General features: G+C 65.6%; 22 protein-coding genes and 1 tRNA gene. 11 read left to right on the top strand and 12 right to left on the bottom strand.

Going from position 1 to position 24,386, the window contains the following annotated elements; genetic code table 11:
- Positions 1-209 precede the first annotated feature (209 nt).
- The 3 genes from N0B71_RS13150 to N0B71_RS13160 form a co-directional block, all read right to left on the bottom strand.
- Entirely contained in the window at positions 210-1,508 is a 1,299-nt protein-coding gene (locus N0B71_RS13150; RefSeq protein WP_259759283.1) for an NAD(P)/FAD-dependent oxidoreductase, read from the bottom strand.
- Between the two features lie 53 nt (positions 1,509-1,561).
- A complete protein-coding gene (locus N0B71_RS13155; protein ID WP_065084249.1) occupies positions 1,562-1,732 on the bottom strand; it encodes a DUF3094 domain-containing protein in 171 nt (56 codons plus the stop codon).
- A gap of 94 nt (positions 1,733-1,826) precedes the next feature.
- A complete protein-coding gene (locus tag N0B71_RS13160; protein ID WP_259759284.1) occupies positions 1,827-2,456 on the bottom strand; it encodes a DUF1780 domain-containing protein in 630 nt (209 codons plus the stop codon).
- A gap of 91 nt (positions 2,457-2,547) precedes the next feature.
- Here N0B71_RS13160 and N0B71_RS13165 point away from each other — a divergent pair, with 91 nt between their 5' ends.
- From N0B71_RS13165 to N0B71_RS13175, 3 genes are all read left to right on the top strand, one after another.
- A complete protein-coding gene (locus N0B71_RS13165) occupies positions 2,548-3,012 on the top strand; it encodes an FAD/FMN-containing dehydrogenase (RefSeq protein WP_442964659.1) in 465 nt (154 codons plus the stop codon).
- Positions 3,009-3,698 (top strand): energy-coupling factor ABC transporter permease, encoded by a 690-nt coding sequence (locus N0B71_RS13170; protein WP_226046021.1) that lies wholly within the window; start codon positions 3,009-3,011, stop codon positions 3,696-3,698. The genes N0B71_RS13165 and N0B71_RS13170 overlap by 4 nt, the downstream gene beginning before the upstream one ends.
- A 106-nt stretch (positions 3,699-3,804) precedes the next feature.
- A complete protein-coding gene (locus tag N0B71_RS13175; protein ID WP_226046022.1) occupies positions 3,805-4,020 on the top strand; it encodes a hypothetical protein in 216 nt (71 codons plus the stop codon).
- Between the two features lie 165 nt (positions 4,021-4,185).
- Here N0B71_RS13175 and yacG read toward each other — a convergent pair whose 3' ends face one another.
- From yacG to pilB, 5 genes are all read right to left on the bottom strand, one after another.
- Positions 4,186-4,389 carry a DNA gyrase inhibitor YacG gene (yacG, locus tag N0B71_RS13180; RefSeq protein ID WP_226046023.1) on the bottom strand — a complete coding sequence of 68 codons (204 nt, stop codon included), beginning with the start codon at positions 4,387-4,389 and terminating at the stop codon, positions 4,186-4,188.
- Positions 4,386-4,997 (bottom strand): dephospho-CoA kinase, encoded by a 612-nt coding sequence (coaE, locus tag N0B71_RS13185; protein ID WP_259759285.1) that lies wholly within the window; start codon positions 4,995-4,997, stop codon positions 4,386-4,388. The genes yacG and coaE overlap by 4 nt, the downstream gene beginning before the upstream one ends.
- Before the next feature lie 61 nt (positions 4,998-5,058).
- Positions 5,059-5,931 carry a prepilin peptidase gene (locus N0B71_RS13190; RefSeq protein WP_259759286.1) on the bottom strand — a complete coding sequence of 291 codons (873 nt, stop codon included), beginning with the start codon at positions 5,929-5,931 and terminating at the stop codon, positions 5,059-5,061.
- Between the two features lie 2 nt (positions 5,932-5,933).
- On the bottom strand, positions 5,934-7,151 hold the full coding sequence (locus tag N0B71_RS13195) for a type II secretion system F family protein (protein ID WP_259759287.1): 1,218 nt from the start codon (positions 7,149-7,151) through the stop codon (positions 5,934-5,936).
- A gap of 3 nt (positions 7,152-7,154) precedes the next feature.
- Positions 7,155-8,855 (bottom strand): type IV-A pilus assembly ATPase PilB, encoded by a 1,701-nt coding sequence (gene pilB, locus N0B71_RS13200; RefSeq protein ID WP_259759288.1) that lies wholly within the window; start codon positions 8,853-8,855, stop codon positions 7,155-7,157.
- Between the two features lie 226 nt (positions 8,856-9,081).
- Here pilB and N0B71_RS13205 point away from each other — a divergent pair, with 226 nt between their 5' ends.
- Both N0B71_RS13205 and N0B71_RS13210 read left to right on the top strand, forming a co-directional pair.
- Positions 9,082-9,483: a pilin gene (locus N0B71_RS13205; protein WP_259759289.1), complete on the top strand. Its 402-nt coding sequence runs from the start codon at positions 9,082-9,084 to the stop codon at positions 9,481-9,483.
- A 96-nt stretch (positions 9,484-9,579) separates the two neighbouring features.
- A tRNA-Thr gene (locus N0B71_RS13210) sits at positions 9,580-9,655 on the top strand.
- A 59-nt stretch (positions 9,656-9,714) separates the two neighbouring features.
- Here N0B71_RS13210 and galE read toward each other — a convergent pair.
- A complete protein-coding gene (gene galE / locus N0B71_RS13215) occupies positions 9,715-10,731 on the bottom strand; it encodes a UDP-glucose 4-epimerase GalE (protein WP_259759290.1) in 1,017 nt (338 codons plus the stop codon).
- Between the two features lie 126 nt (positions 10,732-10,857).
- Complete coding sequence (nadC, locus tag N0B71_RS13220; protein ID WP_259759291.1) at positions 10,858-11,706, bottom strand: carboxylating nicotinate-nucleotide diphosphorylase; 849 nt, start codon at positions 11,704-11,706, stop codon at positions 10,858-10,860.
- Between the two features lie 279 nt (positions 11,707-11,985).
- Here nadC and N0B71_RS13225 point away from each other — a divergent pair, with 279 nt between their 5' ends.
- The 4 genes from N0B71_RS13225 (at position 11,986) to N0B71_RS28275 (ending at position 18,114) form a co-directional block, all read left to right on the top strand.
- On the top strand, positions 11,986-14,277 hold the full coding sequence (locus N0B71_RS13225; protein ID WP_259759292.1) for a DUF1631 domain-containing protein: 2,292 nt from the start codon (positions 11,986-11,988) through the stop codon (positions 14,275-14,277).
- A 169-nt stretch (positions 14,278-14,446) separates the two neighbouring features.
- Positions 14,447-15,019 (top strand): 1,6-anhydro-N-acetylmuramyl-L-alanine amidase AmpD, encoded by a 573-nt coding sequence (gene ampD, locus N0B71_RS13230; RefSeq protein ID WP_259759293.1) that lies wholly within the window; start codon positions 14,447-14,449, stop codon positions 15,017-15,019.
- Entirely contained in the window at positions 15,016-15,858 is an 843-nt protein-coding gene (gene ampE, locus N0B71_RS13235; RefSeq protein ID WP_259759294.1) for a regulatory signaling modulator protein AmpE, read from the top strand. The genes ampD and ampE overlap by 4 nt, the downstream gene beginning before the upstream one ends.
- Before the next feature lie 1,551 nt (positions 15,859-17,409).
- Complete coding sequence (locus N0B71_RS28275; RefSeq protein WP_416376160.1) at positions 17,410-18,114, top strand: methyl-accepting chemotaxis protein; 705 nt, start codon at positions 17,410-17,412, stop codon at positions 18,112-18,114.
- A 436-nt stretch (positions 18,115-18,550) separates the two neighbouring features.
- Here the strand turns inward: N0B71_RS28275 and N0B71_RS13245 are convergent, their stop codons facing one another.
- Both N0B71_RS13245 and cra read right to left on the bottom strand, forming a co-directional pair.
- Entirely contained in the window at positions 18,551-19,330 is a 780-nt protein-coding gene (locus N0B71_RS13245) for a TatD family hydrolase (RefSeq protein WP_259759295.1), read from the bottom strand.
- Positions 19,331-19,334: 4 nt separating this feature from the next.
- Positions 19,335-20,327: a catabolite repressor/activator gene (gene cra / locus N0B71_RS13250; RefSeq protein WP_169888347.1), complete on the bottom strand. Its 993-nt coding sequence runs from the start codon at positions 20,325-20,327 to the stop codon at positions 19,335-19,337.
- Between the two features lie 203 nt (positions 20,328-20,530).
- Between cra and ptsP the strand changes: the two genes are divergently transcribed.
- Together ptsP and pfkB are read left to right on the top strand one after the other, a co-directional pair.
- The gene (gene ptsP / locus N0B71_RS13255; RefSeq protein ID WP_259759296.1) at positions 20,531-23,425 is read left to right on the top strand and encodes a phosphoenolpyruvate--protein phosphotransferase; all 2,895 of its coding nucleotides are present in this window, start codon (positions 20,531-20,533) and stop codon (positions 23,423-23,425) included.
- The gene (gene pfkB / locus N0B71_RS13260; RefSeq protein ID WP_259759297.1) at positions 23,425-24,360 is read left to right on the top strand and encodes a 1-phosphofructokinase; all 936 of its coding nucleotides are present in this window, start codon (positions 23,425-23,427) and stop codon (positions 24,358-24,360) included. Before ptsP ends, pfkB begins: the two co-directional genes overlap by 1 nt.
- Positions 24,361-24,386: the final 26 nt, after the last annotated feature.

A 24,386-nucleotide genomic window follows, 5' to 3' on the forward strand; every position in this document is an offset into this window, starting at 1 on the left:
CGGTACTTTCCGGCGGCTCCAGTGCCAGGGTGGTTCGCGAGCAAGCTCGCTCCTACAGGGGGCACCGCTGCGCAGGTCCGTAGGATGGCGTGGAGCGAAGCGATACCCATCATGGCGGATAACGCTGCGCGTTATGCGCCCTACACTGAGATCAGCCCTGGCGTAGGGAGCATAACGGCGAGGCCGTTATCCGCCGATGTGTTCAAGCTTCAGTGCAACTTCAGGCGCGGCTCGGTGCTCCGCCCGATGCGGTCCGCGATCATCAGCAGCGCGGTGCGGAACGGCCCGTACAGCGCCATCTGGTGCATGCGGTAGAGCGACACGTAGAACATCCGCGCCAGCCAGCCCTCGAGCTTCACGCTGCCCATCAGGTTACCCATCAGGTTGCCCACCGCGCTGAAGCGCGACAGCGAGATCAGCGAGCCATAGTCGGTGTAGCGATACTCCGGCAGCGGCTCGCCCTCCAAGCGCGCGACGATGGCCTTGGCCAGCAGCGACGCCTGCTGGTGCGCCGCCTGGGCGCGTGGCGGCACGTTGCGTTCGCTGCCATCGCCCAGCGGGCAGGCGGCGCAATCGCCGAAGGCGAAGATGTTGTCGTCGCGAGTGGTTTGCAGGGTAGGGCGGACCACCAACTGGTTGATGCGGTTGGTTTCCAGGCCGTCGATCTCCTTGAGCAGGCTCGGCGCGCGGATGCCCGCCGCCCACACTTTCAGGCTCGCCGGAATGAACTCGCCCACCGCCGTGCGCAGCCCGTCCGCAGTCACCTCCTGCACCGCCGAACCGGTGAGCACGCGCACGCCGAGCTTCTCCAGCGTCTGGTGCACCGGGCGGCTGATGCGCTCGGGCAGCGCCGGCAGTACGCGCGGGCCAGCCTCGATCAGGGTGATGCGCATGTTCTGCGGCTGGATGCCGGTCAGGCCGTAGGCCGCCAGCTCCTGCGCGGCGTGGTGCAGTTCCGCCGACAGCTCGACCCCCGTGGCACCGGCGCCGACGATGGCGACGCTGATCTGATCGTCCTTGTCCTGCCCGGCGTGGGCGCGCAGATAATGGGTCAGCAGCAGCTTGTGGAAGCGCTCGGCCTGCTCGCGGGTATCCAGGAAGATGCAATGATCCGCAGCGCCCTGGGTGCCGAAGTCATTGGTGGTGCTGCCGATGGCCAGGACCAGCGTGTCGTAGTCCAGCGCGCGCGCCGGCATCAGCTCCTCGCCCTGCTCGTCGAGCGTGGCGGCGAGCTGGATGCGCTGGCTCGCGCGGTCCAGGCCGGTGAGGCGGCCGAGCTGGAATTCGAAGTGGTTCCATTTCGCCTGGGCGACGTAGTTCAGCTCATCCTCGTAAGAGTTGAGCGAGCCGGCGGCCACTTCGTGCAGCAGGGGTTTCCAGATGTGGGTGAGGTTGGCGTCGACGAGCGTAATACGCGCCTTGCCTTGTTTACCCAGGGTGCGGCCGAGACGGGTCGCGAGCTCCAGCCCGCCGGCGCCGCCGCCGACGATCACGATACGATGGGACATGGTGCATTCTCATAGCTTAAGGAATCCTGTATCGGCCCGTGGCGGCACGGCGCTCACGCAAGGTAGGCCAGGAGGCGGCTCAGCAAACCCAGGGCGATGACCACAGCGAGCAAGCCACCCATCATCAGCCAGGGCTTGAACGGCGCACGCTGGACCTGGTGGACGGGGGAGCTGAGGTACTGATCGACCTTCTGCTGGTCTTCGGGGCTCAGGCGACTGGGCATGGGCGGCCTCCGTTTATAATGTCCTGCATTCTAGTAGGGCTCGGGCGGCCTCTCAATGCGCCGCCGATCAATGCCGCATTGCACCGGCGCCTATTTACAGGCCGACGCCCATGTCGAAGAGGATGCTGCGGCCCAGGCTGCCGCGCAGAAAGTCCGGCGCGTCACTGTGGGCGAAGAGCACGCGGGCGAAGGTCGGGCCGACCACCGACAACGAGCGCCACCCCTGGCGCAGGTATTCGGTGGGGGGTGGGAAGGGCGTATTGAAGTCCGGCGTCTCGCGCTTGAGGCTGACGAACGCCAGCAGGTCCAGCTCGCGCGGGTCGATGCCGCGCTCGGTGTAGTTGTGCGCTTTCTTGCGCAGCGTCGGCGCCAGGCGCGCCTGCAGTTCCGCGCAGGGAATCCGGCGCGGTCGCTGCTCACGGCGGATCAACTGGTTGAGGCTCTGGGCCATGCGCCGGCGCAGCAGCTCCTCCTTCCATTCCTCGTTGAGCCGGCGCCCTTGGTCGAGCACGAAGAAGACCTCGAAGGCGGCATCGCGGAACAGCACGTCCGGTGGCTGCTGCGTGGGCGCGATGAAATCTTCCTGGCGATACGGCACCTTCAGCGCCTGCAGCAGCCGCTGGCAGGCCCAGCACTCCCGCTCCCATTTGCGGGCGTTGGAGAGGAAGTCATTGGCTTGTTCCGCCTGGCGCGTCAGCAGGCGCAGATAGTCGGTCTCGTTCATGACTCAAGCATAGTTGCTGGCGGCCGGAGGCGAGCGCCGATGGCGGTGTAGACTGTTGCCAATCATTGTCGGGTCCAGGCAAGGGGGACGCGTGAAACGATTGCTGGGCGGATGGCTGTTGATGGTGCTGGCAAGCGCGGCGGTGGCGCAGGAGTCGCCCGCCATCGGCTGGACGCTGCTGGACCAGTTCGACAAACCCTATACCGCAGACGCTGACCTGAACGTCCTGCTGATCGCCCACGACATGGCCGGCTCCAAGCTGGTCAAGGCAGCGCTGGCCGATCGTCCGCAGGGCTATCTCGAAGCGCGGCACGCCGCCTTCGTCGCCGACATCAGCCGCATGCCGGCCGCCATCTCCAAGCTGTTCGCCATCCCCGCCATGCGCGACTACCCCTACCGCGTGCTGCTCGACCGCGGGCCGCGCGTGGCCAGCCGCTTCCCCGGCCAGGCCGATGCGGTGACCTGGCTGCAGCTGGACCAGGGCAAGGTCGTCTCGACCCATCAGTTCGACTCGGTGCAGGCCCTGCGCCAGGTGTTGGAGCGGGGCACGCCGTGATCGCCGCACAGCTGCTGTCGGCCGAAACCCTGGAGATCGGCTGGGCGATCTACCTGCCCATCGTCGCCTGGGCCATCTGGCGCGCGCCGTGGCTGGAACTGGTCAGCGACTTTCGCCGCCAGCACCTGGTGTTCGGCACCATGCTCGGGCTATTCCTGCTATGGCTGGTGCGGCGGGACTTCGCCTCTGGCGTGTCCTTCCACTTCATCGGCATGACCGCCGTGACCCTGCTGCTGGACTGGCCACTGGCAATTCTGGTCGGCCTCGTGGCGCAGCTCGGCCTGTGCGCCATCGGCCGACAGGACTGGGCCGCCCTCGGCGTCAACGGCATCCTGCTGGTGCTGATTCCGGTGGTCATCACCGAACTGGCGGCGATCTTCGTCGAGCGCCGCCAGCCTCGAAACCTGTTCGTCTACATCTTCTGCTCGGGCTTCTTCCCGGCGGCGCTGGCGGCCGTGTGCAGCCTGCTGCTGGGCCTAGGCCTGCTGTGGATGGACGGGCTGTTCCCCATGCCGCCGTGGATCGAGGACTTCATCGGCTACCTCTGGCTGATCATGTTCCCCGAGGCCTTCATCAACGGCACCATCGTCACCGGGCTGGTGGTCTTCTACCCGGACTGGCTGGAAACCTTCAACCGCACGCGCTACCTGCAGGCGCCGTGGAAGGACGACGATGAGCCGCGTTGATGTTCGTACATCGTCCAGGTGCATCGCCGCCGTCGATTGATCCAGGTCAGTTCGCGAAGCTCGGGCGATCAGGGAAGCTTTCTCCCCCATTCGCAGGAGATTGCCTATGAGCATTCACAGCTGGGCCGAGCAGCGTCTTTCAGAGCTGCTGATCGAAGCCGAAGCCGGCGGGCAGGACCCGCAACTGGTCGTGCGCGCACTGCTCAGCGCGGTGGTGCGGGCCAATGCGCAAGTGCGCACGCAGGAGGATCTGGAGCACGAACTGCACTTCCTCGCCGATAACCTGGACGAGGATCGGGACTACACCTTCATGCGTCCCTGAACGAAAAAGGCCCGCATCCGCGGGCCTTTTCTCTTCTGTAGGAGCGAGCTTGCTCGCGAACGCTCTTTCGTAGGGAAACCCGCAGCTCGGGCGGTTCGCGAGCAAGCTCGCTCCTACGAAAAGCCAATCCTTGGCGCAGAAAAAGCCACCTCGAGGGGGGGGGGCTCAATGCCCGCGCGGCTTCTCGAGATCGCCGGAGAACAGCTCGTCTTCCAGATTGTCGCCGGGAATGGCGTGCTCTTCCGCCGCCCAGGCGCCCAGGTCGATCAGCTTGCAGCGGTGCGAGCAGAAGGGGCGGTACTCGCTCTTGGCGCTCCACTCCACGGGCGCGCCGCAGGTGGGGCATTCCACGGTCAGGGGTTGGCTCATGGTTGTCCTCCACGCAGGCCGAGATAGAACTGATGCAGACGCTCGACCTGCTGATGCAGGTGGCCGAGGTCGCCATCGTTGAGCAGCACGTCGTCCGCGTGCTTGAGCCGGTCGTCGCGCAAGGCCTGGGCCTTGAGAATCGAACGGACGTGATCTTCCGACACCTGGTCGCGGCTCATGGTGCGCTCCAGTTGCAGGTGTTCGGGGGTATCCACCACCAGTACGCGCTGGGTCATGCGGTGCTGCCCGGACTCCACCAGCAGCGGCGAGACCAGGATGGCGTAGGGCGATTGCGCCTGCGCCAGGTTGCTGGCGATTTCCTGGCCGATGAGCGGGTGCAGCAGTTGCTCCAGCCAGCGGCGCTCGTCCTCGGCCTTGAAGATGCGCTCGCGCAGGGCGGCGCGGTTGAGCTGGCCGTCCGGCAGCAGCATGGCGTCGCCGAAGCGCTCGACTATCTTCGCCAGGGCAGGGCGGCCGGGTTCCACCACCCAGCGCGCGGCGTGGTCGGCGTCGACCGTATGGATGCCCAGCGAGGCGAAATGCTCGGCAGCGGCGCTCTTGCCGCTGCCGATGCCGCCGGTGAGGCCCAGAATCCAGGGTTTCATCATTCTCCTTCAGCCGGCCCGGTGGCCGTCCAGAAGCGCCGATGAAACTCGGCGCAGGAGAAGGCTAGCGGAAACCGGCGAACTGCAGATAGGTCGCGGTTATTTGATCACCCCAGAGCAATGCAATCCAGCCGGCGATGGCCAGATAGGGGCCGAAGGGGATAGGGGTACTGGTTTCCGCGTTGCGCAGGCGCAGCATGATCACGCCCAGCACCGCGCCCACCAGCGACGACAGCAGGATGGTCAGCGGCAGCACCTGCCAGCCCCCCCAGGCGCCGAGCATGGCCAGCAGCTTGAAGTCGCCGTAGCCCATGCCTTCCTTGCCGGTGATCAGCTTGAACAACCAGTACACCGACCACAGGCTCAGGTAACCGAACACCGCGCCCCAGAGCGCGTCGCCCAGGTTGGTGAAGAGGCCGAAGTGGTTGACGATGAGACCGAGCCACAGCAACGGCAACACCAAGTCGTCCGGCAGCAGCTGATGATCGATATCGATCATGCTCATCGCCAGCAAGCCCCAGGTCAGCAACAGCATCGCCCCCGCCTGCCAGCCAAAGCCGTAATGCCAGGCAATGAAGGCTGACAGCGCACCGCAAGCGAGCTCCACCAGCGGATAACGCTTGCTGATCGGCGCCTTGCAGGCCGAACACTTTCCGCCCAAAACCAGCCAACTGACCACCGGGACATTCTCCCAGGGCTTGATCTCGTGGGCGCAGTGCGGGCACCGGGAGTTCGGCAATACCAGGTTATACGTCGGCTGCTTCTCGCCCTCCGGCAGCCCCAATGTTTCCCGCGCCTGCTGCTGCCAATCGAGCTGCATCATCCGCGGCAGGCGATGGATCACCACGTTGAGGAAGCTGCCCACCAGCAGGCCGAGGAGGGTGACGCATAAAACAAAGGCCAGCGGGGTGCTGGCCAGGAAATCGAGCACTGGCATGCTTAGACGACTTTGCCGAGCTGGAAAATGGGAAGGTACATGGCGATGACCAAGCCGCCGACCAGTACACCTAGGACCGCCATGATCATCGGCTCCATCAGGGTGGTCAGATTATCGACGGCGTTATCCACTTCTTCTTCGTAGTATGTTGCGACCTTATCGAGCATGGCATCCAGTGAGCCTGACTCTTCTCCGATGGCTGCCATTTGCACTGCCATGCTCGGAAAAACCCCAGTGGTGCGCATCGAGAAGTTCAATTGGGTCCCGCTAGATACGTCCTGCTTGATACGGGAGACGGCATTACGAAAAACCACGTTGCCCGTTGCTCCGGAAACCGAGTCCAGAGCTTCGACGAGTGGTACACCCGCAGCAAAAGTCGTCGATAGCGTACGTGCATATCTTGCGACTGCCGCTTTGTAAATGATGTCCCCGACAACCGGGATTTTCAGCAGGCCGCGATCGACAGAGTTTCGGAAGTTTTCCGAGCGACGGTGGAACTCGCGAAAACCAAAGGCGACGCCAAAAAGTCCTAGCAGCACGATGAACCACCATGCAGTGAGCACTTCGGAAAGGCTAACGACCATTCTGGTAAACGCGGGGAGCTCGGCGCCGAACCCTTCGAATACTGACTGAAACTGGGGAACAACCTTGATTAGAAGGATTGCGGAAACCACGATTGCGACGATGATGACGGCAATAGGGTAGGTCATTGCCTTCTTAATCTTGGCTTTGAGCGACTCGGTCTTTTCCTTGTAGGTCGCAACCCGGTCGAGCAAGGTTTCCAATGCACCTGATTGCTCACCAGCGTCGACGAGGTTGCAATACAGGTCATCGAAGTATTGCGGCTTTTTGCGCAGTGAGTTCGCCAAGCTATTACCCGCTGCAACTTCCTGTTTGACTTCCTCGACCAGCTTGCGCATGTTCGGGTTTTCGAAGCCTTCCGCGATGATATCGAAGGACTGGAGCAGCGGGACGCCCGAGCCCATCATAGTCGCCATTTGGCGAGTAAACAGGGCGATGTCCAGAGGCTTGATCTTCTTGCCCTTGCTGAACAGGGATATGCCCTTCTTTCGGACCTTAGTCGGGTTGATGCCCTGCTTACGCAGTTGCGCCTTGATCAGTGCAGTACTGGCTCCTGACAACTCCCCTTTGATCTTCCCGCCCTTTCTGTCGGTGCCTTCCCAGAGAAAGACACTCGTCTTTAATGCTTTGTCCGCCATGGATTAATCCTTGGTCACGCGGTTGACTTCTTCGAGACTGGTGATGCCTTGCATTGCCTTCATCAGTCCCGAAGTGCGCAGATCGTTGAAGCCTTCTTTGCGGGCTTGATCGGCGATCTGAATGGAGTTGCCTTCCTCCATGATAATGCGCTGCAGGCTGGGCGTGTTTTTAACTACTTCATAAATGCCCACACGTCCTTTGTAACCGCCCTTGCAATTTTCGCATCCGACCGGGGAGTAAAGCTTGAAGGAGCCAATCCGCTCGGCCGGGAAGCCCTCATGCAGCAATGCTTCTCGGGGAACATCGTGCTCCTTCTTGCAGTGGGGGCAAAGTTTACGGGCAAGTCGTTGAGCGATGATCAGGTTGACCGAGGTTGCGAGGTTGAACGCGGCTACACCCATATTGAGCAGACGAGTAAGAGTTTCCGCTGCGCTGTTGGTGTGCAGCGTCGACATCACCATGTGTCCGGTTTGCGCCGCCTTGATGGCAATTTCCGCGGTTTCCAAGTCGCGGATTTCCCCGACCATGATCACATCGGGGTCCTGGCGGAGAAACGCGCGAAGCGCCTGAGAGAAGTCCATTCCCTGACGAGGGTTTACATTGACTTGGTTAATGCCCTCGAGATTGATCTCTACCGGATCTTCGGCTGTGGAGATATTGATATCGGGGGTGTTGAGGATGTTCAGACCTGTATACAGGGATACTGTCTTGCCTGACCCCGTGGGGCCGGTCACCAAAATCATGCCCTGAGGTTGCTTAAGGGCATCGAGGTACAGCTGCTTCTGCGCGTCCTCGTACCCCAACGCGTCAATTCCCATCTGCGCGCTGGCGGAATCGAGGATTCGCATGACAATCTTTTCACCCCACAGGGTGGGCATGGTGTTCACGCGGAAATCGATAGATTTGGTTTTCGACACACGCATTTTAATGCGGCCGTCCTGAGGTTTGCGGCGCTCGGAAATATCCAGGCCCGCCATGACCTTCAGGCGCGCAGAAATACGGCTGGCCAACTGGATAGGTGGTTTGGCCACCTCATGGAGCATGCCGTCGGTGCGGAAACGCACTCGGTAGACTTTCTCATATGGTTCGAAGTGCAAGTCCGAGGATCCGCCCTTGATAGCGTCCAGCAGCATCTTATTGACGAAGCGAACGACGGGAGCGTCATCGGCGTCGTTAGAAGCTGCTTCATCCTTTTGTTCGGAGGCGCTTTCGATGTCGAGACCATCAAGGTCGACATCGCCCAATTCACTCAGCGCATCGTTGGCGCTTTCGAACAACTTCTCGATGGCTTCGCCGAGCTTATCGTCCTCGACCAGAATGGCTTCCGTGGTCAGCCCTGTGCTGAATTGGACGTCGGTGATGGCCTGGTGATTGGTTGGATCGGAAACTCCCACGAACAGCTTGTTTCCACGCCGCCATAGGGGAATTACCCGATGCTGGCGAACCAGCTTTTCGCTGATTAGCTCCTTGGGAAAAGCATCGCGATCCAGGCTACCCAAGTCACAGAAAGCTACGCCGAACTGCTCGGCCGCCAGCTCAGTCAGAGGCCTGCTTTTGACCAGCTTGTTCTGCACCAGATAGGTCACCAGCGAAAGCTTGTTGCGCTGGGCCTGCTGTTGGGCTTGCTGAGCGCTTTTCTCATCAAGCAACTGCGAAAGCACCAATTGGCGGGCAAGCCCGGACAGGATGACTTGATCGTTCATCGATATAGGCCGAAATAGGAGTTACGTGCCTTATATCGTAGTTGCTCCTGCGAGCCAAATTGACAAATTGAAGCTGCCCAAAAATGTCACTTCCTGCGGTTTTATGCGTTGAGCTTTTTCATCAGCCCACTAAACAGGCTTTCTGCAGTGGTAAGGGAATCTGGCATGGAATCTGCTTTATCACAGTCAGGTCCTAAGACCTTTCCTAAAAATTCTGGAGAGAATTATGAAGGCTCAAAAAGGCTTCACCCTGATCGAACTGATGATCGTGGTTGCCATCATCGGCATCCTGGCCGCCATCGCCCTGCCGGCCTACAACGATTACACCAAAAAGGCCCGTTTCTCCGAAGTCATGTCGGTTGGCGAAGGCTATAAGACTCCGGTTGCCCAATGCATTCAGGAAAACAACGGCGCGACTGGCTGCACCGCTGGTGCGAATGGCATTCCTGCTATTCCGGCAACTCTGCCTGCAAACATCGCTTCCATGTCCGTGACTGATGGTGTGATTCTCGTTACCGGTACTGCCGCCGCTGGTGGCTACACTTGGAGCGTAGCGCCGGTTGTAGACGGTGGTGCGACTCGCTTCCCGCAGACTGGCACTTGCCTGGCCGCAGGCTACTGCAAGTAACAATCAAACTCATGCCTGCATGAGCTTCTTAAAGACGGTGGGAGTGGGTGGCCGTGTTGCAACTTATTGCCTCGCGGTGCTAGATTCGCCCCCGCCGCCGGTGTAGCTCAGTCGGTAGAGCAGCTCATTCGTAATGAGAAGGTCGGGGGTTCGATTCCTCTTACCGGCACCATCTTCAGCAAAAAGCCCCGCTTTCGAGCGGGGCTTTTTGTTTTCCGAGTCGAAGAAACGTCAGGCGTACCCCCCAGGGTTCTGGCTCTGCCAGTTCCAGGCGTCGCGGCACATGTCTTCGATGTCGCGGGTGGCGGTCCAGTGCAGTTCCTGGCCGGCCAGGGTCGGGTCGGCGTGGTAGCTGGCGATGTCGCCGTCGCGGCGGGGGAGGAACTGGAAGGGCAGTTCGCGGCCGCAGGCCCTTTCATAGGCGCGGATGATTTCCAGCACGCTGTAGCCGCGGCCGGTGCCGATGTTGAAGGTCTTTGCGCCGCTGGCGCCGTCCAGCCAGCGCAGGGCGCTGAGGTGGGCGTTGGCCAGGTCGACGACGTGCAGGTAGTCGCGCACGCCGGTGCCGTCCGGGGTGGGGTAGTCGTTGCCGAATACGCGGATGAACGGCTGCTTGCCGGTGGCGACCTGCGACACGTACGGCATCAGGTTGTTGGGGATGCCGTTGGGGTCTTCGCCGATGCGGCCGCTGGCGTGGGCGCCCACGGGGTTGAAGTAGCGCAGGATGGCCATGGTCCACTGCGGATCGGCCTGGGCGATGTCGCGCAGGGCGATTTCCGCCATCAGCTTGGACTGGCCGTAGGGGCTGGCCGGGCCGGTGGGGGCGTCTTCGCGGATCGGGCTCTGTGCCGCCAGGCCGTAAACGGTCGCCGAGGAGCTATAAATGAAGCGCTTCACGCCATGGCGCTGCATGACCTGGCAGAGGGTGACGGTGCCGGCGAAGTTGGTCTGGTAGTAGGCGATGGGGTCGGCCACCGATTCGGCGACGGATTTCAGCCCGGCCAGGTGAATGGTGGCGTCGATGTCATGCTCGCGGAACAGGCGGTCGAGTGCTGCCTCGTCACGGACGTCGCCTTCCATGAAGGGGATCGCCTGGCCGGTGAGTTGCTCGATGCGCTGGAGCGGGATAGGCGAGCTGTTGCTGAGGTTATCGAGGACGACGGGATGGAAGCCCTGCTCGATCAGTTCCAGGCAGATGTGGGAGCCGATGTAGCCGCAGCCGCCGGTCAACAGAATCCTTTTCGTCATGATCGCGCCTTTGCTCCCTTCGCTGTTCGCCGATTCGTGAGCGTCTGAGTATGTCAGAGGCGCACGAATCGGCACTATCGAGGGCGGCGTGACCGTGTCGGCAGGTCCGAAGCGTCGTACGCCGGTTTACAGGCTCAGGCGCATCGACAGGTCCAGCGCCTTGACGTCCTTGGTCAGGGTGCCGATGGAGATGTAGTCCACGCCGGTCTCTGCGATGGTGCGCAGGGTGGCCTCGGTGATGCCGCCCGAGGCTTCCAGCTTGGCGCGGCCGGCGGTGAGGGCGACGGCGGTGCGCATGTCGTCCAGGCTCAGCTCGTCGAGCATGACGATGTCGGCGCCGGCGTCCAGGGCCTGGCGCAGCTCGTCGAGGTCTTCCACCTCGATCTCCACCGGCTTGCCAGGGGCGATCTGGTGGGCGGCGGCGATGGCCAGGGCGATGCCGCCGCAGGCGGCGATGTGGTTTTCCTTGATGAGGAAGGCGTCGTACAGGCCGATGCGGTGGTTATGGCAGCCGCCGCAGGTGATGGCGTATTTCTGCGCCAGGCGCAGGCCGGGCAGGGTCTTGCGGGTGTCGAGCAGCTTCACGCCGGTGCCGTCCACCAGGTCGGCGTAGTGACGGGCACGGGTGGCGGTGCCGGAGAGCAACTGCAGGAAGTTCAGTGCGCTGCGCTCCCCGGTGAGCAGGGCGCGGGCGGGGCCTTCCAGGGTGAACAGGGTCTGGTCGGCGCTGACCTGCTCGCCGTCGCGCACCTGCCATTTCACCTGCACGCGCGGATCGACCTGGCGGAACACTTCGTCGACCCAGGCGGTGCCGGCGAGCGTGGCGTTCTCGCGGGTGATGATGCGAGCGCTGGCGACGCGCTCGGCGGGGATCAGTTGGGCGGTGATGTCGCCGCTGCCGACGTCTTCGGCCAGCGCGGCGCGGACGTTGGCCTGGATTTCCCCGGAAAGCTCGGCGAGGTTGAGGTTGGGCATGGAAAGCTCCTGTTCGCAGTGGCGCGATTATACGGGCGACGGCGGGTGACGTGCAGGGCGGGCAGGTTTTTGGACCGTCGTGCGCTCTGTCGGACGGACGGCGGGTACTTCGCTGTGAATTTCTTCAAGAATGCGTGAAATGTCTCTTGGTTGTGTAAGAAGCTTCCCTATAATGACGTTGAACCTTTCCACTTTTTGACGCCACTAAATTGACGTTACGGATGACGCCTCGATGACTGTTGGTGCCGCCAGCTTGGGTCTGTCGGCAGGAGACTTGCGATGCAGAACGACGCGAACGTAGTGCCGCTGAACAAGTCGGCCACGCAAACCTCGCAGACTTCGTTCGCTGGACGCGTTCCGGCGGGGCTCGTCGCTGTCCGCGACAAGGTCGCCGTCCAACTGCGTCACGCCATGCAGGCCCTGTTCGACAACGCCGACGACACCCTGTTCGAGATGGCCGATCGCGCCGCCAACAACGCCGAGCAGAGCGCCTACTTCGAAGCCATGCGCGACCTGCGCCTCAAGCGCAAGGGCATCGAGCGCGGCTTCCTGCAGAAGGTCTTCGAGAACTTCGCCAACCTGAACCAGTATGAAATCGGCCGTGCGCCGGCGCTGGACACGGTCTCCTACGAGAACCTGACCCTGGTGCAGAACGACGAGCTGGAAGAAGCCGTCGCCCTGGACGCCATGGTCGCCAAGGTGATGAGCCGCGACGGCGTCGCCCTCACGCACCTCACCACCCGTTTCAACACCCTGGTCAGCAAGAAGGTCGAGGACAAGAGCAACCCGCTCGGTCCGCGCCAGCTGTGCGAGGCCTTCCTCGAGGCCTGCCGTGGCCTGGGCGTGGAGATCAAGGTCAAGCTGATCATCCTCAAGCTGTTCGAGAAGTATGTGCTGGCCGACGCCGAGCACCTCTACGCGGAAGCCAACCAGACCCTGATCGCCCTGGGCGTGCTGCCGGAGCTCAAATCCGTTCCGCTGCGCCGCCCGCCGCAACGCACCGTCGCCGCCAGCCAGGGCACGGCCCCTGCCGCAACTGCCGCCGACGTCGGCGAGCAGGGCGGCGGCCAGTACATGGACGCCGACAGCCAGGCCGCCTTCGCCGCCCTGCGCGATCTGCTCTCCCAGGTGCGCGGCAGCGCCGCCCCGGCTCGCACCCTGCCGGCCGACGCGGTACCGATTTCCAGCAATGATCTGATGCGCCTGCTTTCCCATCTGCAGTCGCACCTGCCGGCGCAGAGCATCGACGAGATCGACGTGCGCCAGCACCTGGATCACCTGCTGACCCGCGTCAGCAGCAAGAGCGGCCGCTCCCGCGTGGTCGGCCAGGTGGACGAGGACGTCATCAACCTCGTCTCCATGCTCTTCGAATTCATCCTCGATGACCGCACCCTGCCGGATTCGCTCAAGGCCCTGATCGGCCGCATGCAGATCCCAATGCTCAAGGTCGCAGTGCTCGACAAGACCTTCTTCAGCCGCGGCAGCCACCCGGCGCGTCGCCTGCTCAACGAGATCGCCTCGGCCGCCCTGGGCTGGGCCGAGCAGTCCGACGGCCAGCGCGACCACCTGTACCAGAAGATCGAGCAGGTAGTGATGCGCCTGCTGAACGACTTCGTCGACGATCCGGCGATCTTCTCCGAGCTGCTCGACGAATTCATTGCCTTCACCGGTGACGAGCGCCGTCGCAGCGACCTGCTGGAACAGCGCACCCGCGATGCCGAGGAAGGCCGCGCCCGCGCCGAACTGGCCCGCCAGGACGTGGAAGGCGTGCTCAACGAGCGCCTGCTCGGCCGCACCCTGCCCGAAGTGGTCGTGCGCCTGCTGCAGGAGGCCTGGAGCCAGGTCCTGCTGCTCACCTGCCTGAAGCACGGCACGCACTCCGCCGAGTGGGAAGCCGCCCTGGCGACCATGGACGACCTGATCTGGAGCGTGGAACCCCACGAAGACCCGGATTCCCGCCTGCGCCTGCTGGAGATGGTGCCGCAACTTCTCAAGTCGCTGCGTGAAGGCCTGGCCTCCGCCGCCTTCGATCCGTTCTCCACCGGTGAATTCTTCAGCCGCCTGGAAGGGCTGCATGTGCAGGCCTTCCAGCGCTACAAGCAGGTAGAGGAAGCCCCGCTGCTCGACCCGGACGACGAGTTGCCCCTGCTGGACGATCCGCTGGAAGCGCCGGCGGCCGTGGCCCCGTCGGCCGCGCAGCCGGCCATGGTCGCGGTGGTCGAGGAAATCGTCCTCGCCTCGCCGGAGCAGGGCCGCGCCGTGGAGCCCGAAGAGGTCTTCGCCGAGGATGACGAGTCGCTGCGCAAGGTCGATGAACTGCGCGTCGGCAGCTGGGTGGAAATCCAGGAAGACGAAGAGCACAAGCTGCGCTGCAAGCTGGCCGCGGTGATCCGCCCCAGCGGCCGCTACATCTTCGTCAACCGCACCGGCATGAAGGTGCTGGAAAAGACCCGCATGAGCCTGGCCGTGGAGTTCCGCCGCAACGCCGTGCGCCTGCTGGACGACGCGCTGCTGTTCGACCGCGCGCTGGAGTCGGTGATCGGCAACCTGCGCCGCCTGAAGAACGCCTGAGAATCTGCTTACGATCCGCTGCGCGTAAACGCCGCTGCCTCATCCGATTTCGCCTTGTCCTGCGCTAGGTCGCGAAATCCTAAGCCGATGCCGAGCCCGCTGGCCGCTCGCCAGCGAGTTCATTTCCCCCGTCGCCTGCTTTAGAGTGGGGCTCTGCCAAGGAGCTTCCATGCAGATCGACCCCGAATCCGGCTGGTGCCTCGACGCCCAGCGCTGTCCCTCGCCGAACTTCAACGCCCGCCCCGAGGGCGAGGAAGTCTCGCTGCTGGTCATCCACAACATCAGCCTGCCGCCCGGCCGGTTCGGCACGTGCAAGGTGCAGGAGTTCTTCCAGAACCGCCTGGACGCCGACGAGCATCCCTACTTCGCCAGCATCTGCAGCCTGACGGTGTCCGCGCATTTCCTCATCGAGCGCGACGGTTCGCTGTTCCAGTTCGTCTCGTGCAACGCGCGCGCCTGGCATGCCGGCGTGTCGCGCTTCGACGGGCGCGAAAACTGCAATGATTTCTCCATCGGCATCGAGCTGGAGGGTACCGATACCGAACCCTACAGCGAGCGGCAGTATGAAGTGCTGGCGGAGCTGACCCGGCAATTGCGCAAGGTGTACCCGGCGATCACTGCTGAGCGCATCCAGGGTCACTGCGACATCGCCCCCGAGCGCAAGACCGACCCCGGCGAGGCCTTCGACTGGGCGCGCTACCTGGCCGATATCGGCGCCGGCGTGAAGAAGGAGTCGACATGAGTTTCCTGGTGCTGTTGCTGGTCCTGCTGGTCGAGAAGTTTTCCAGCTGGCGTGCCAAGGTGCAGCGTGATGGTTGGTGGCTGGGCTGGCTAGATACCGTGGGCGGCATCCAGTCGCTGATGGCGCAGCCCTGGCTCGGCCTGCTGGTGGCGATCCTGCCGCCGTTGCTACTGCTGGCGCTGTTGCTGACCGTGCTGGAACCGGTGGCCTACGGCCTGCTGGCGCTGCCGGTGCAACTGCTGGTGGTGGTCTGGAGCCTGGGGCGCGGCGACGTGCTGCGCGCCATCGGGCCCTTCCGCGACGCCTGGCGCCGCGAGGACGCGCAGGCCGCCTATCACGTCGCCGAGCGCGACCTGGGCGTGCAGGTGCAGGCCGATGGCGACGACGACCTGCTCGCCGTGGTGCAGGGCACGCTGGTGTGGGAGGCCTACCAGGCCTTCTTCGCGGTGATCTTCTGGTACGCGCTGCTCGGCCCGGTGGCTGCGCTGGCCTATCGGCTGCTGGCCATCGCTGCCGAACAGAGCCGCCAGCCGGAACTGCGCGAGCGCGCCGCGCAGCTGCGGCACGCCTTCGACTGGCTGCCCTCGCGTGCGCTGGTGCTGAGCTTCGCCCTGGTCGGCAACTTCGTCGCGGTGACCCGCATGCTGCTGCACGACCTGCTGGCCTGGGACGTGCCTGCCGCTCGTCTGCTGGCCCGTGCCGGCTACGTCGCCGAAGACTTCAACGAAGGCGGCCTGGGCGCCAAGGGCGTCGCCAGCCTCGACGCGCTCTGGCAGCTGCTGGTGCGCTCCGCGGTGCTCTGGTACGCCGTCTTCGCCATCTGGACGCTGCTGCTCTGAGGCAGACGATCGGGCCGGCGACCGCCGGTCCGATGATGGCATTTTAACCTTAAGTTACAGAACTCCCCGCCGATATCAGGTACACATCGAACCTGAAGTGCAAGGCGACGGCTGCTACCCGACAGTGGCCGCGCCGCTGAGCGCGCAGGGCGACGACCCGTCCAGGGGCGCGCCGCACCATCCCCGACAAGCGACATAACAATAACGGGAACAGGAGACGTCTTTGTGAGGACCGTGCTCTATCCGGCCATCGCGCTGATGAACCGTCTGAGCTTCGGTATGAAGTTCAGCCTGATCAGCGTGCTGTTCTTTCTGCCGATGCTGATCACCAACTTCTACCTCGTGCGCGACTCCTACGGGCAGTTCGTCAGCACGCGCGCCGAACTGCAGAGCCTGCAGCTGATCGGCGATGGTCTGCAGGTGCGCCGTCACCTCGAGTCCTACAACGACCTGTTGCAGATCAACGGGATTCTCGGCCAGTCGAGTAAATCCGCCGGCATCGACGCGCGCATCGGTCAATTGCACAAGGACCTGCAGGCGCGCATCGGTGCGCTGCAGCCGGTCACCCAGGATGCCGAGCAGATCGCCGAATTCAACGCCAAGCGCGATGAGCTGCTGGCCAGCCTGAAGGGCGTCGACGCCGAGGGTTCGCTGCAAAGCAAGTCGGCCATGGCCGGGCGCCTGCTCAGCGAAGTGCAGGTGTTCATCAAGCTGCTGGTGTCCCAGTCCGGCCTGAGCCAGGACGACGCCCGCGACCTGCGCCAGCTCGCCGAGCTGATCACCGCCGGCACCCCGCATGTCACCCAGACCCTCAGCCAGGGCCGCACCATGGGCGCCGGCGCGCTGGGGCAGGGGTTCCTCAATTCCTCCACCAGCGGCAAGCTGGATGACCTGCTGCAGGACCTGGAGAAACTCCACGCCGAGTACGGCCTCAAGTTGCAGGACGCGCTGGGCGCCAGCCCGGCCGCGCAGAGCGCCTTGTCCGCCGATGCCCAGGCCAGCCGCGACACCATCAAGAGCATGGGCAAGCTGTTCGAGGACAAGGTGGTGATGGCCGACACCCTCGACATGCCTTGGGCGGAATTCTTCGACCAGGTCAGCAAGGCGATGGAACAGACCTATCGGCTGGATGACCACGTTCTGCAGTTCGTCGATGGCGAGCTGCAGGGGCGCCTGGCCAGCAAGCAGCGGCAGATGGTGCTGCTGGTGGTGGCGCTGCTGGTGGTGTTCCTCGGCATCGTCTACCTCTACGGCGGCTTCTACGTTTCCACCCGCACCACGCTGAAGAGCCTGGGCAAGATGATGGAGCGCGTCGCGTCCGGCGACATGACCGTCAACTTCCAGGCCCAGAGCCGCGACGAACTGGGCGAACTGGGCGATGCCTTCAACCAGACCGTGTCGAAGATCCACGACCTGATCGAGCAGGTCGGCCGCACCGTCAGCGAAGTGGAGCGGCAGACCGTGCGCGTGGAGTCGGTGTCCGCCGAGAGCAACCAGGCGGTGGCCGGCCAGCGCAACCAGATCGAGCAGGTCGCCACGGCCATGAACCAGATGGCCGCGACCGCCCAGGAGGTCGCGCGCAGCGCTGCCGTGGCAGTGGGCAGCGCGCGCAACGTGAACCAGGAAACCACCAGCGGCCGTGCCCTGGTGGAGTCCCAGGTGGGCAGCATCCAGCGCCTGGCCGGCGAGATCGACGAGTCGGTGGCGGTGATCAACCAGCTGGCCGCCGACAGCGCTTCCATCAGCCGCGTGCTGGACGTGATCAAGGGCATCGCCGAACAGACCAACCTGCTGGCGCTCAACGCCGCCATCGAGGCCGCGCGCGCCGGCGAGCAGGGCAGGGGCTTCGCGGTCGTGGCCGACGAAGTGCGGACCCTGGCCAAGCGCACCCAGCAGTCCACCGAAGAGATCGAGCAGATGATCGCGCGCCTGCAGAACGGCGTGGGCGCCGCGGTGAAGGCCATGGGCAGCAGCCACCAGACCGCCGATGGCACCGTCAGCCAGTCGGCCCAGGTGCAGCAGGCGCTGGAGAACATCCTCCAGGCGGTGGGCGCCATCGTCGACCAGAACCAGCAGATCGCCGCCGCCGCCGAGCAGCAGACCGCCGTGGCCCATGATATCGACCAGAACATCGTCGAGATCAACCAGGCCGGCGAGCGTACTTCCGAAGGGGCCAGCGAGACCGAGCGCGCCAGCCGCGAACTGGCCGGGCAGGTGGTGGAGCTGAAACGACTGATCGGCGCGTTCCGCGTCTGATCCGCAGGACCCGGGGCGGACGCTGCGGTCCGCCCCTCACCGGGTTTTCGCCAGCAGACCGATGTCCGTGGGTCGCACGGAAGCACCCCATCTCACGGGCATCGGTTTGTCGGTGAACTCACGATCGCGACGGCGCAGCTACCCCTCCCTGTAGGAGCGAGCTTGCTCGCGAACGTCCCACGAACGCGTTAATCGGCTACCTCTGTTCGCGAGCAAGCTCGCTCCTACGAAAAGCTCTCCCAGCCGAGCATGATCTTGTAGGAGCAATTGCCTTTCCCTGAGAGTTTGTGCCGGAGACTTCCCTCTCCCTTCAGGGAGAGGGTTAGGGAGAGGGCTGCCCCTGCGCAGAATTTCACGTAGGAGCGGATTCCTCCGCGATCAGGTGCCAGCCGGACGCCAATCGCGGACGGAGTCCGCTCCTACGAAAAGGCACGGCTCAGCGCCAGCCGAACAACTCCATCGCATTGCGCGTGCTGGCGCTGGCCAGCTCCTGCGGGCTGATGCCCTTGAGCTCCGCCAGCGCCGTGCAGATTTCCGGCAGGTGCTCGGGGCTGTTGCGTACGCCGGGGTACATAGACGGCGCCATGTCCGGCGAGTCAGTTTCCAGCACGATGGCTTCCAGCGGAATCTCCGGCACCACCTTGCGCAGGCGGTTGGCCTGCGGCCAGGTCGGCGCGCCGCCCAGGCCCAGGCGGAAGCCCAGCTTGAGGTATTCGCGGGCCTCCTCGCGGCTGCCGGCGAAGGCGTGGACGATGCCCTGGCGCGTGGGCTTGTAGCGCTTGAGCGTGGCGATCATCGCGGCATGGGCGCGGCGCACGTGCAGCAGCACCGGCAGCTCGAAATCGATGGCGATGCGCAGCTGTTCCTCGAAGATGGCCTGCTGGCCGTCGCGGTCGAGGTCTTCCAGGTAATAGTCCAGGCCGATCTCGCCCACCGCGCAGAGTTTCGGGTGGCCGGCCAGGCGCTCCAGCCACGCGCGCAGCGCCTGCAGATGTTCCGGCCTGTGCCGCGCCAGGTAGATCGGGTGCAGGCCCAGGGCGGCGTAGAGGTCCGGCTCCTGCTCGACCAGCGCCCAGACGTCCTCCCAGTTCTCGCGGAACACCCCCAGCAGCACCTGGCGCTCCACCCCCCGCGCGCGGCTGCGTTGCAGCACGGCGGCGCGGTCCTGGGCGAAGTCCGCGCAGTCGAGGTGGTTGTGGGTGTCGATCAGGCGCATCGGCTCACTCCGTGCGCAGCGTGAGGTTGCGCGGGATCGGGTGCACGCCCGGGGTGTAGTCGTTGCGCTCGATGGCGGCCAGCGCCAGGTCAAGCGCGCGCTCGGCGATCAGCGCGTGCTGCTGGGAAATCGCATTGACCTTCAGCGGCACGAAGTCCAGCAACTGGGTATCGCCGAAGGTGGCGATGCGCAGGTCCGCCGGCCAACCGCTGGGCAGCGCCTGGAGCACGTCGAATACCCCTTCGAGCAGCACGTAGGAGGTGGTGATCAGCGCGTCGGGCAGTTGGCCCTGGCCGGCCAGCAGCTCCTCCATCAGGCGACGGCCGCAGGGGCGGCTGAAGGTCTCGCCGTGCTCGATCAGCACCTGGCCCTTGAACTCGCGCAGGGCGCTGCGGAAGCCCGCGGCGCGCTCCTGGGAGATGATCAGCTCCGGCCGCGCGCCGAGCAGGGCAATGCTGCGCGGCGCCGGCTTGAGCAGGCTGGCGGTGAGCCGCTGGCTGGCGTCGCGGTCGTCGCTGACCACTGAGCAGAAGCGTTGCGGATCGAGCTGGCGGTCCACGGCGATGATCGGCACGCCGTCGGCCTGCAGGCGCGCATGGCTGTCGTCGCCGGCGGGCAGGCAGCTGGCGACGATCAGCGCGTCACAGCGTCGCCCGCGGAACAGGTTGAGTACCTGGCGCTCGGTGTCCGGCTCGTCGTCGGAGCAGGCGATCAGCAACTGGTAGCCGCGCGCCCGGGCGCCCTGTTCGAGCAGCTTGGCCAGCTTGGCGTAGCTGGGGTTCTCCAGGTCCGGCAGGACGAAGCCCAGGGTGCGGGTCTGCCCGCGGCGCAGGCTGGCGGCCTGCTGGTCGGGGTGGTAGCCGTGCTCCTCGATCACCGCGCGCACGCGCTCCACCGTGGCGGCGCTGATGCGGCGCTGGACGGCCTTGCCATTGATCACGTAGCTGGCGGTGGTGACCGAAACACCGGCCAGGCGGGCGATATCACTGAGTTTCAACGCGGGATGCTGCCGACAATTGGGGGCTTCAAGGATCACGCATTATCGAGTAACGTGCCAGTCTCAATAGGTGAAACGATTCAGCATTGCATGCGCAGTCTTGCCTGAACCCTGTACCTGCGCCGCAACTTCTAAGCTGATCACCGTACAAGCGGATAACCGCCCCAGCGCCGGCGCGCGCGAACGCCGGTGAGGAGAACGCGATGCTCGAATTCAACGCGCAGCAGGTCCGCATGGGCCAGCGCGCTGCCGACAAGCAGGCCGCCCTGGCCATGCTCGGCGCCGCCCTCGAAGACGACGGCCTGGTCGCACCGGGCTACCTCGCCGGCATCCAGGCCCGCGAGGCGCAGGGCTCCACCTACCTCGGGCAGGGCATCGCCATCCCCCATGGCACGCCGGACACGCGCCACCTGGTGCAGCGCACCGGCGTGCGCCTGATGCACTTCCCCGACGGCGTGCACTGGGGCGACGGGCAGACCGTGCATCTGGCCATCGCCATTGCCGCCAAGTCCGACGAACACCTGCGCCTGTTGCAACTGCTCACCCGCGCGTTGGGTGACGGCGAGGTGGGCGCGGCGCTGCGTACGGCGCAAAAGCCCGAGGACCTGCTGCAATTGCTGCAGGGCGGCGCGCCGCAGCCCTTGCTGTTCGATGAGCGCCTGGTGGGGCTGGGCGTCGCTGCCGAAGATTTCGACGAGCTGGCGCTGGCGGGCGCGCGCCGGCTGAAGAAGGCCGGCTGCGTCGTCCCCGGCTTCGCCGCCGCGCTGCATGACCAGGAAGCCCTGCCGCTGGGCGCCGGCCTCTGGTGGCAGGACAGCACGCAGTGCGTCACCCGCCCCGGCCTGGTGTTCGTCACCCCAGCCCGCGAGCTGAGCCATGCCGGCCAGCCGGTGCGCGGCCTGTTCTGCCTGGCTCGCCAGGGCGATGCGCAGGCCGAGCTGGTGGCGCGCCTGGGCGACCTGCTGGTGGATGGCCGCGCCGGCGAGCTGGCGAGCGCCACCTCCGTGCGTGCGGTGCTGGAGGCCCTGGGCGGCGAACTGCCGGTGGACTGGCCGAGCATCCGCGTGCCGCTGGCCAACCCCCATGGCCTGCATGCGCGCCCGGCCCAGGTGCTGATGGTGCTGGCGCGGGACTTCAGCGGGGAGATTCGCGTGCGCATCGCCGAGGGCGACAGCGCGCCGGTGTCGATCCGCAGCCTCAGCAAGCTGCTCAGCCTCGGCGCGCGGCGCGGGCAGACCCTCGAGTTCTTCGCCGAACCGGAGATCGCCGAGGCCGCGCTGGCCGCCGTGCGGGCAGCGGTGGAGCAAGGACTGGGCGAGGAGGTCGAGCCGCTGCCGGACGCCGTCGAGCTGGTCGTCGAAAGCGTCCAGCCGGACGAGCAGGAACTGCAGGCCGTGCGGGCACCCGACGCAGGCGCGCAGCTCCAGGCCATCCCGGCGTCGCCGGGCATCGCCCATGGTCCGGCCTATGTGCAGGTGGCCCGCGCCTTCGAGTTCGCCGCCCGCGGCGAATCGCCCGAAGCCGAGCGCCCGCGCCTGGACGAGGCGCGCACCGCCATCAGCCGGGAAATCGACGCGCTGGTGGCGCGCAGCCAGGTCAAGGCGATCCGCGACATCTTCGTCACGCACCAGGCGCTGCTGGATGACCCGGAGTTGCTCGACGAGGTGCAGGCGCGCCTGGTCGAAGGCGCCAGCGCGGAAGCCGCCTGGAGCCAGGTGATCGAGCGCGTGGCTGGCCAGCAGGAGGCCCTGCGCGACGCGCTGCTGGCCGAGCGCGCGGCGGACCTGCGCGACGTCGGCCGGCGCGTGCTGGCGCGGCTGTGTGGCGTCGAGAGCGCCGTGGAGCCGGCGGAGCCCTACATCCTGGTGATGGATGAAGTCGGCCCGTCGGATGTGGCGCGGCTGGACCCGGCGCGCGTGGCCGGCATCGTCACCGCACGCGGCGGCGCCACCTCCCACAGCGCGATCATCGCCCGCGCGCTGGGCATTCCCGCGTTGGTGGGCGCTGGGGAGAGCGTGCTGGCGCTGGCCTCCGGCACTGCCCTGCTGATCGATGGCGAGAAGGGCGAGCTGACCGTCGCGCCGGATGCGCAAACGCTGCAGGACGCCCAGCGTCAGCGCGACCTGCGCCAGCGCCGCGCCGAGCAGGCCGAGGCGCGCCGCCATGAACCCGCGGTAACCCGCGACGGCCATGCCGTGGAAGTCTGCGCCAACCTGGGCGACACCGCCGGAGCGGCGAAAGCCGTGGAGCTGGGGGCGGAAGGCGTCGGCCTGCTGCGGACCGAGTTCGTCTTCATGGACAACCCTCAGGCGCCCGACCAGGCGACCCAGGAGATCGAGTACCGCCGCGTGCTCGATGCACTGCAAGGCCGCCCGCTGGTGGCGCGCACCCTCGATGTGGGCGGCGACAAACCGCTGCCGTACTGGCCGATCCCCGAGGAAACCAACCCCTACCTGGGCATCCGCGGCGTGCGTCTCACGCTGCAGCGGCCGCAGATCTTCCGCACCCAGCTGCGCGCCTTGCTCACCGCTGCCGCCGGCCGCCCGCTGCGCATCATGTTCCCCATGGTCGGGCAGGTGGAGGAGTGGCGCCAGGCCCGCGACCTCACCCTGGAACTCTGCGCCGAACTGGGCGGCGAGCATGACCTGCAACTGGGCATCATGGTCGAGGTGCCGTCGGCCGCGCTGCTCGCGCCGGTGCTGGCGCGCGAGGTGGACTTCTTCAGCGTCGGCACCAACGACCTGACCCAGTACGCGCTGGCCATCGACCGTGGCCACCCGAGCCTGTCCGCCCAGGCCGACGGCCTGCACCCGGCGGTGTTGCAACTGATCGACATGACCGTGCGCGCCGCCCATGCCCATGGCAAGTGGGTGGGCGTGTGCGGCGAACTGGCGGCCGACCCGCTGGCCGTGCCGCTGCTGGTGGGGTTGGGTGTGGATGAATTGAGCGTCTCGGCGCGCAGCATTCCCCTGGTCAAGGCGCGGGTGCGCGAACTCGACCTGCCGACGGCCCGCGCGCTGGCGCAGGCCGCCCTGACCCTGTGCTCGGCGGCGGACGTGCGCCAGAGCGTCGCCCTCGCGCTGCCGGAGGTGCACTGATGGCCCGCATCCTGACCCTGACCCTGAACCCCGCGCTGGACCTCACCGTGCGCCTGCCGCAGCTGGTGCTGGGCGAGGTGAACCGCAGCGAGTCGGTGCTCAGCCAGGCGGCCGGCAAGGGGCTGAATGTCGCCCAGGTGCTGGCGGACCTCGGCCACTCGCTCACCGTCGCCGGCTTTCTCGGGGCGGACAACGCGCAACCCTTCGACGCGCTGTTCCGCCATCGCGGCTTCGCCGATGCCTTCGTCCGCGTGCCCGGGGAAACCCGCAGCAACCTCAAGCTCGCCGAGGGCAGCGGGCGCATCACCGATATCAACGGACCCGGCCCCGAGGTGGGCGAGGCGCAGCAGGACGCGCTGCTGGATCGCCTCGACCGGATCGCCACCGATGTCGAGATCGCCGTGGTGGCCGGCAGCCTGCCGCGTGGCGTCGACCCGCAATGGCTGCGCGAACTCCTGCTGCGCCTGCAGGGCCATGGCCTGAAGGTGGCCTTCGACTGTAGCGGCGCGGCGTTGCGCGCAGGCATCGAGGCCGCGCCCTGGCTGATCAAGCCCAACGACCAGGAACTGGGCGAAGCCTGTGGACAACTGGCCGGCAGCGCCGGGGAACTGACCGCGCAGGTCCGATCGCTGCGGGACCGTGGCATCGAGCAGGTGGTGCTGTCCCAGGGCGCCGAGGGGGTGCGCTGGTTCGGCCCGCAGGGTGTCTGGCAGGCGGTGCCGCCGACGGTGGAAGTGGCCAGCACGGTGGGCGCCGGCGACTCGCTGCTGGCCGGCATGGTCCACGGCCTGCTGGCCGGTTGGCCGCCCGAGCGTGTGCTGCGCCAGGCCACGGCCGTGGCGGCGTTGGCGGTGACTCAATTCCAGTTCGGCATCGGCGACGCGCAGCGGCTGCAGCGCATCGAGGACGCGGTGCAGGTTCGGGCCCTGGCCTGAGCGACAGAACACTACGAGGTATGACG

This window comes from Pseudomonas sp. GCEP-101 (genome assembly GCF_025133575.1).
Classification (GTDB): Bacteria; Pseudomonadota; Gammaproteobacteria; order Pseudomonadales; family Pseudomonadaceae; genus Pseudomonas; species Pseudomonas nitroreducens_B.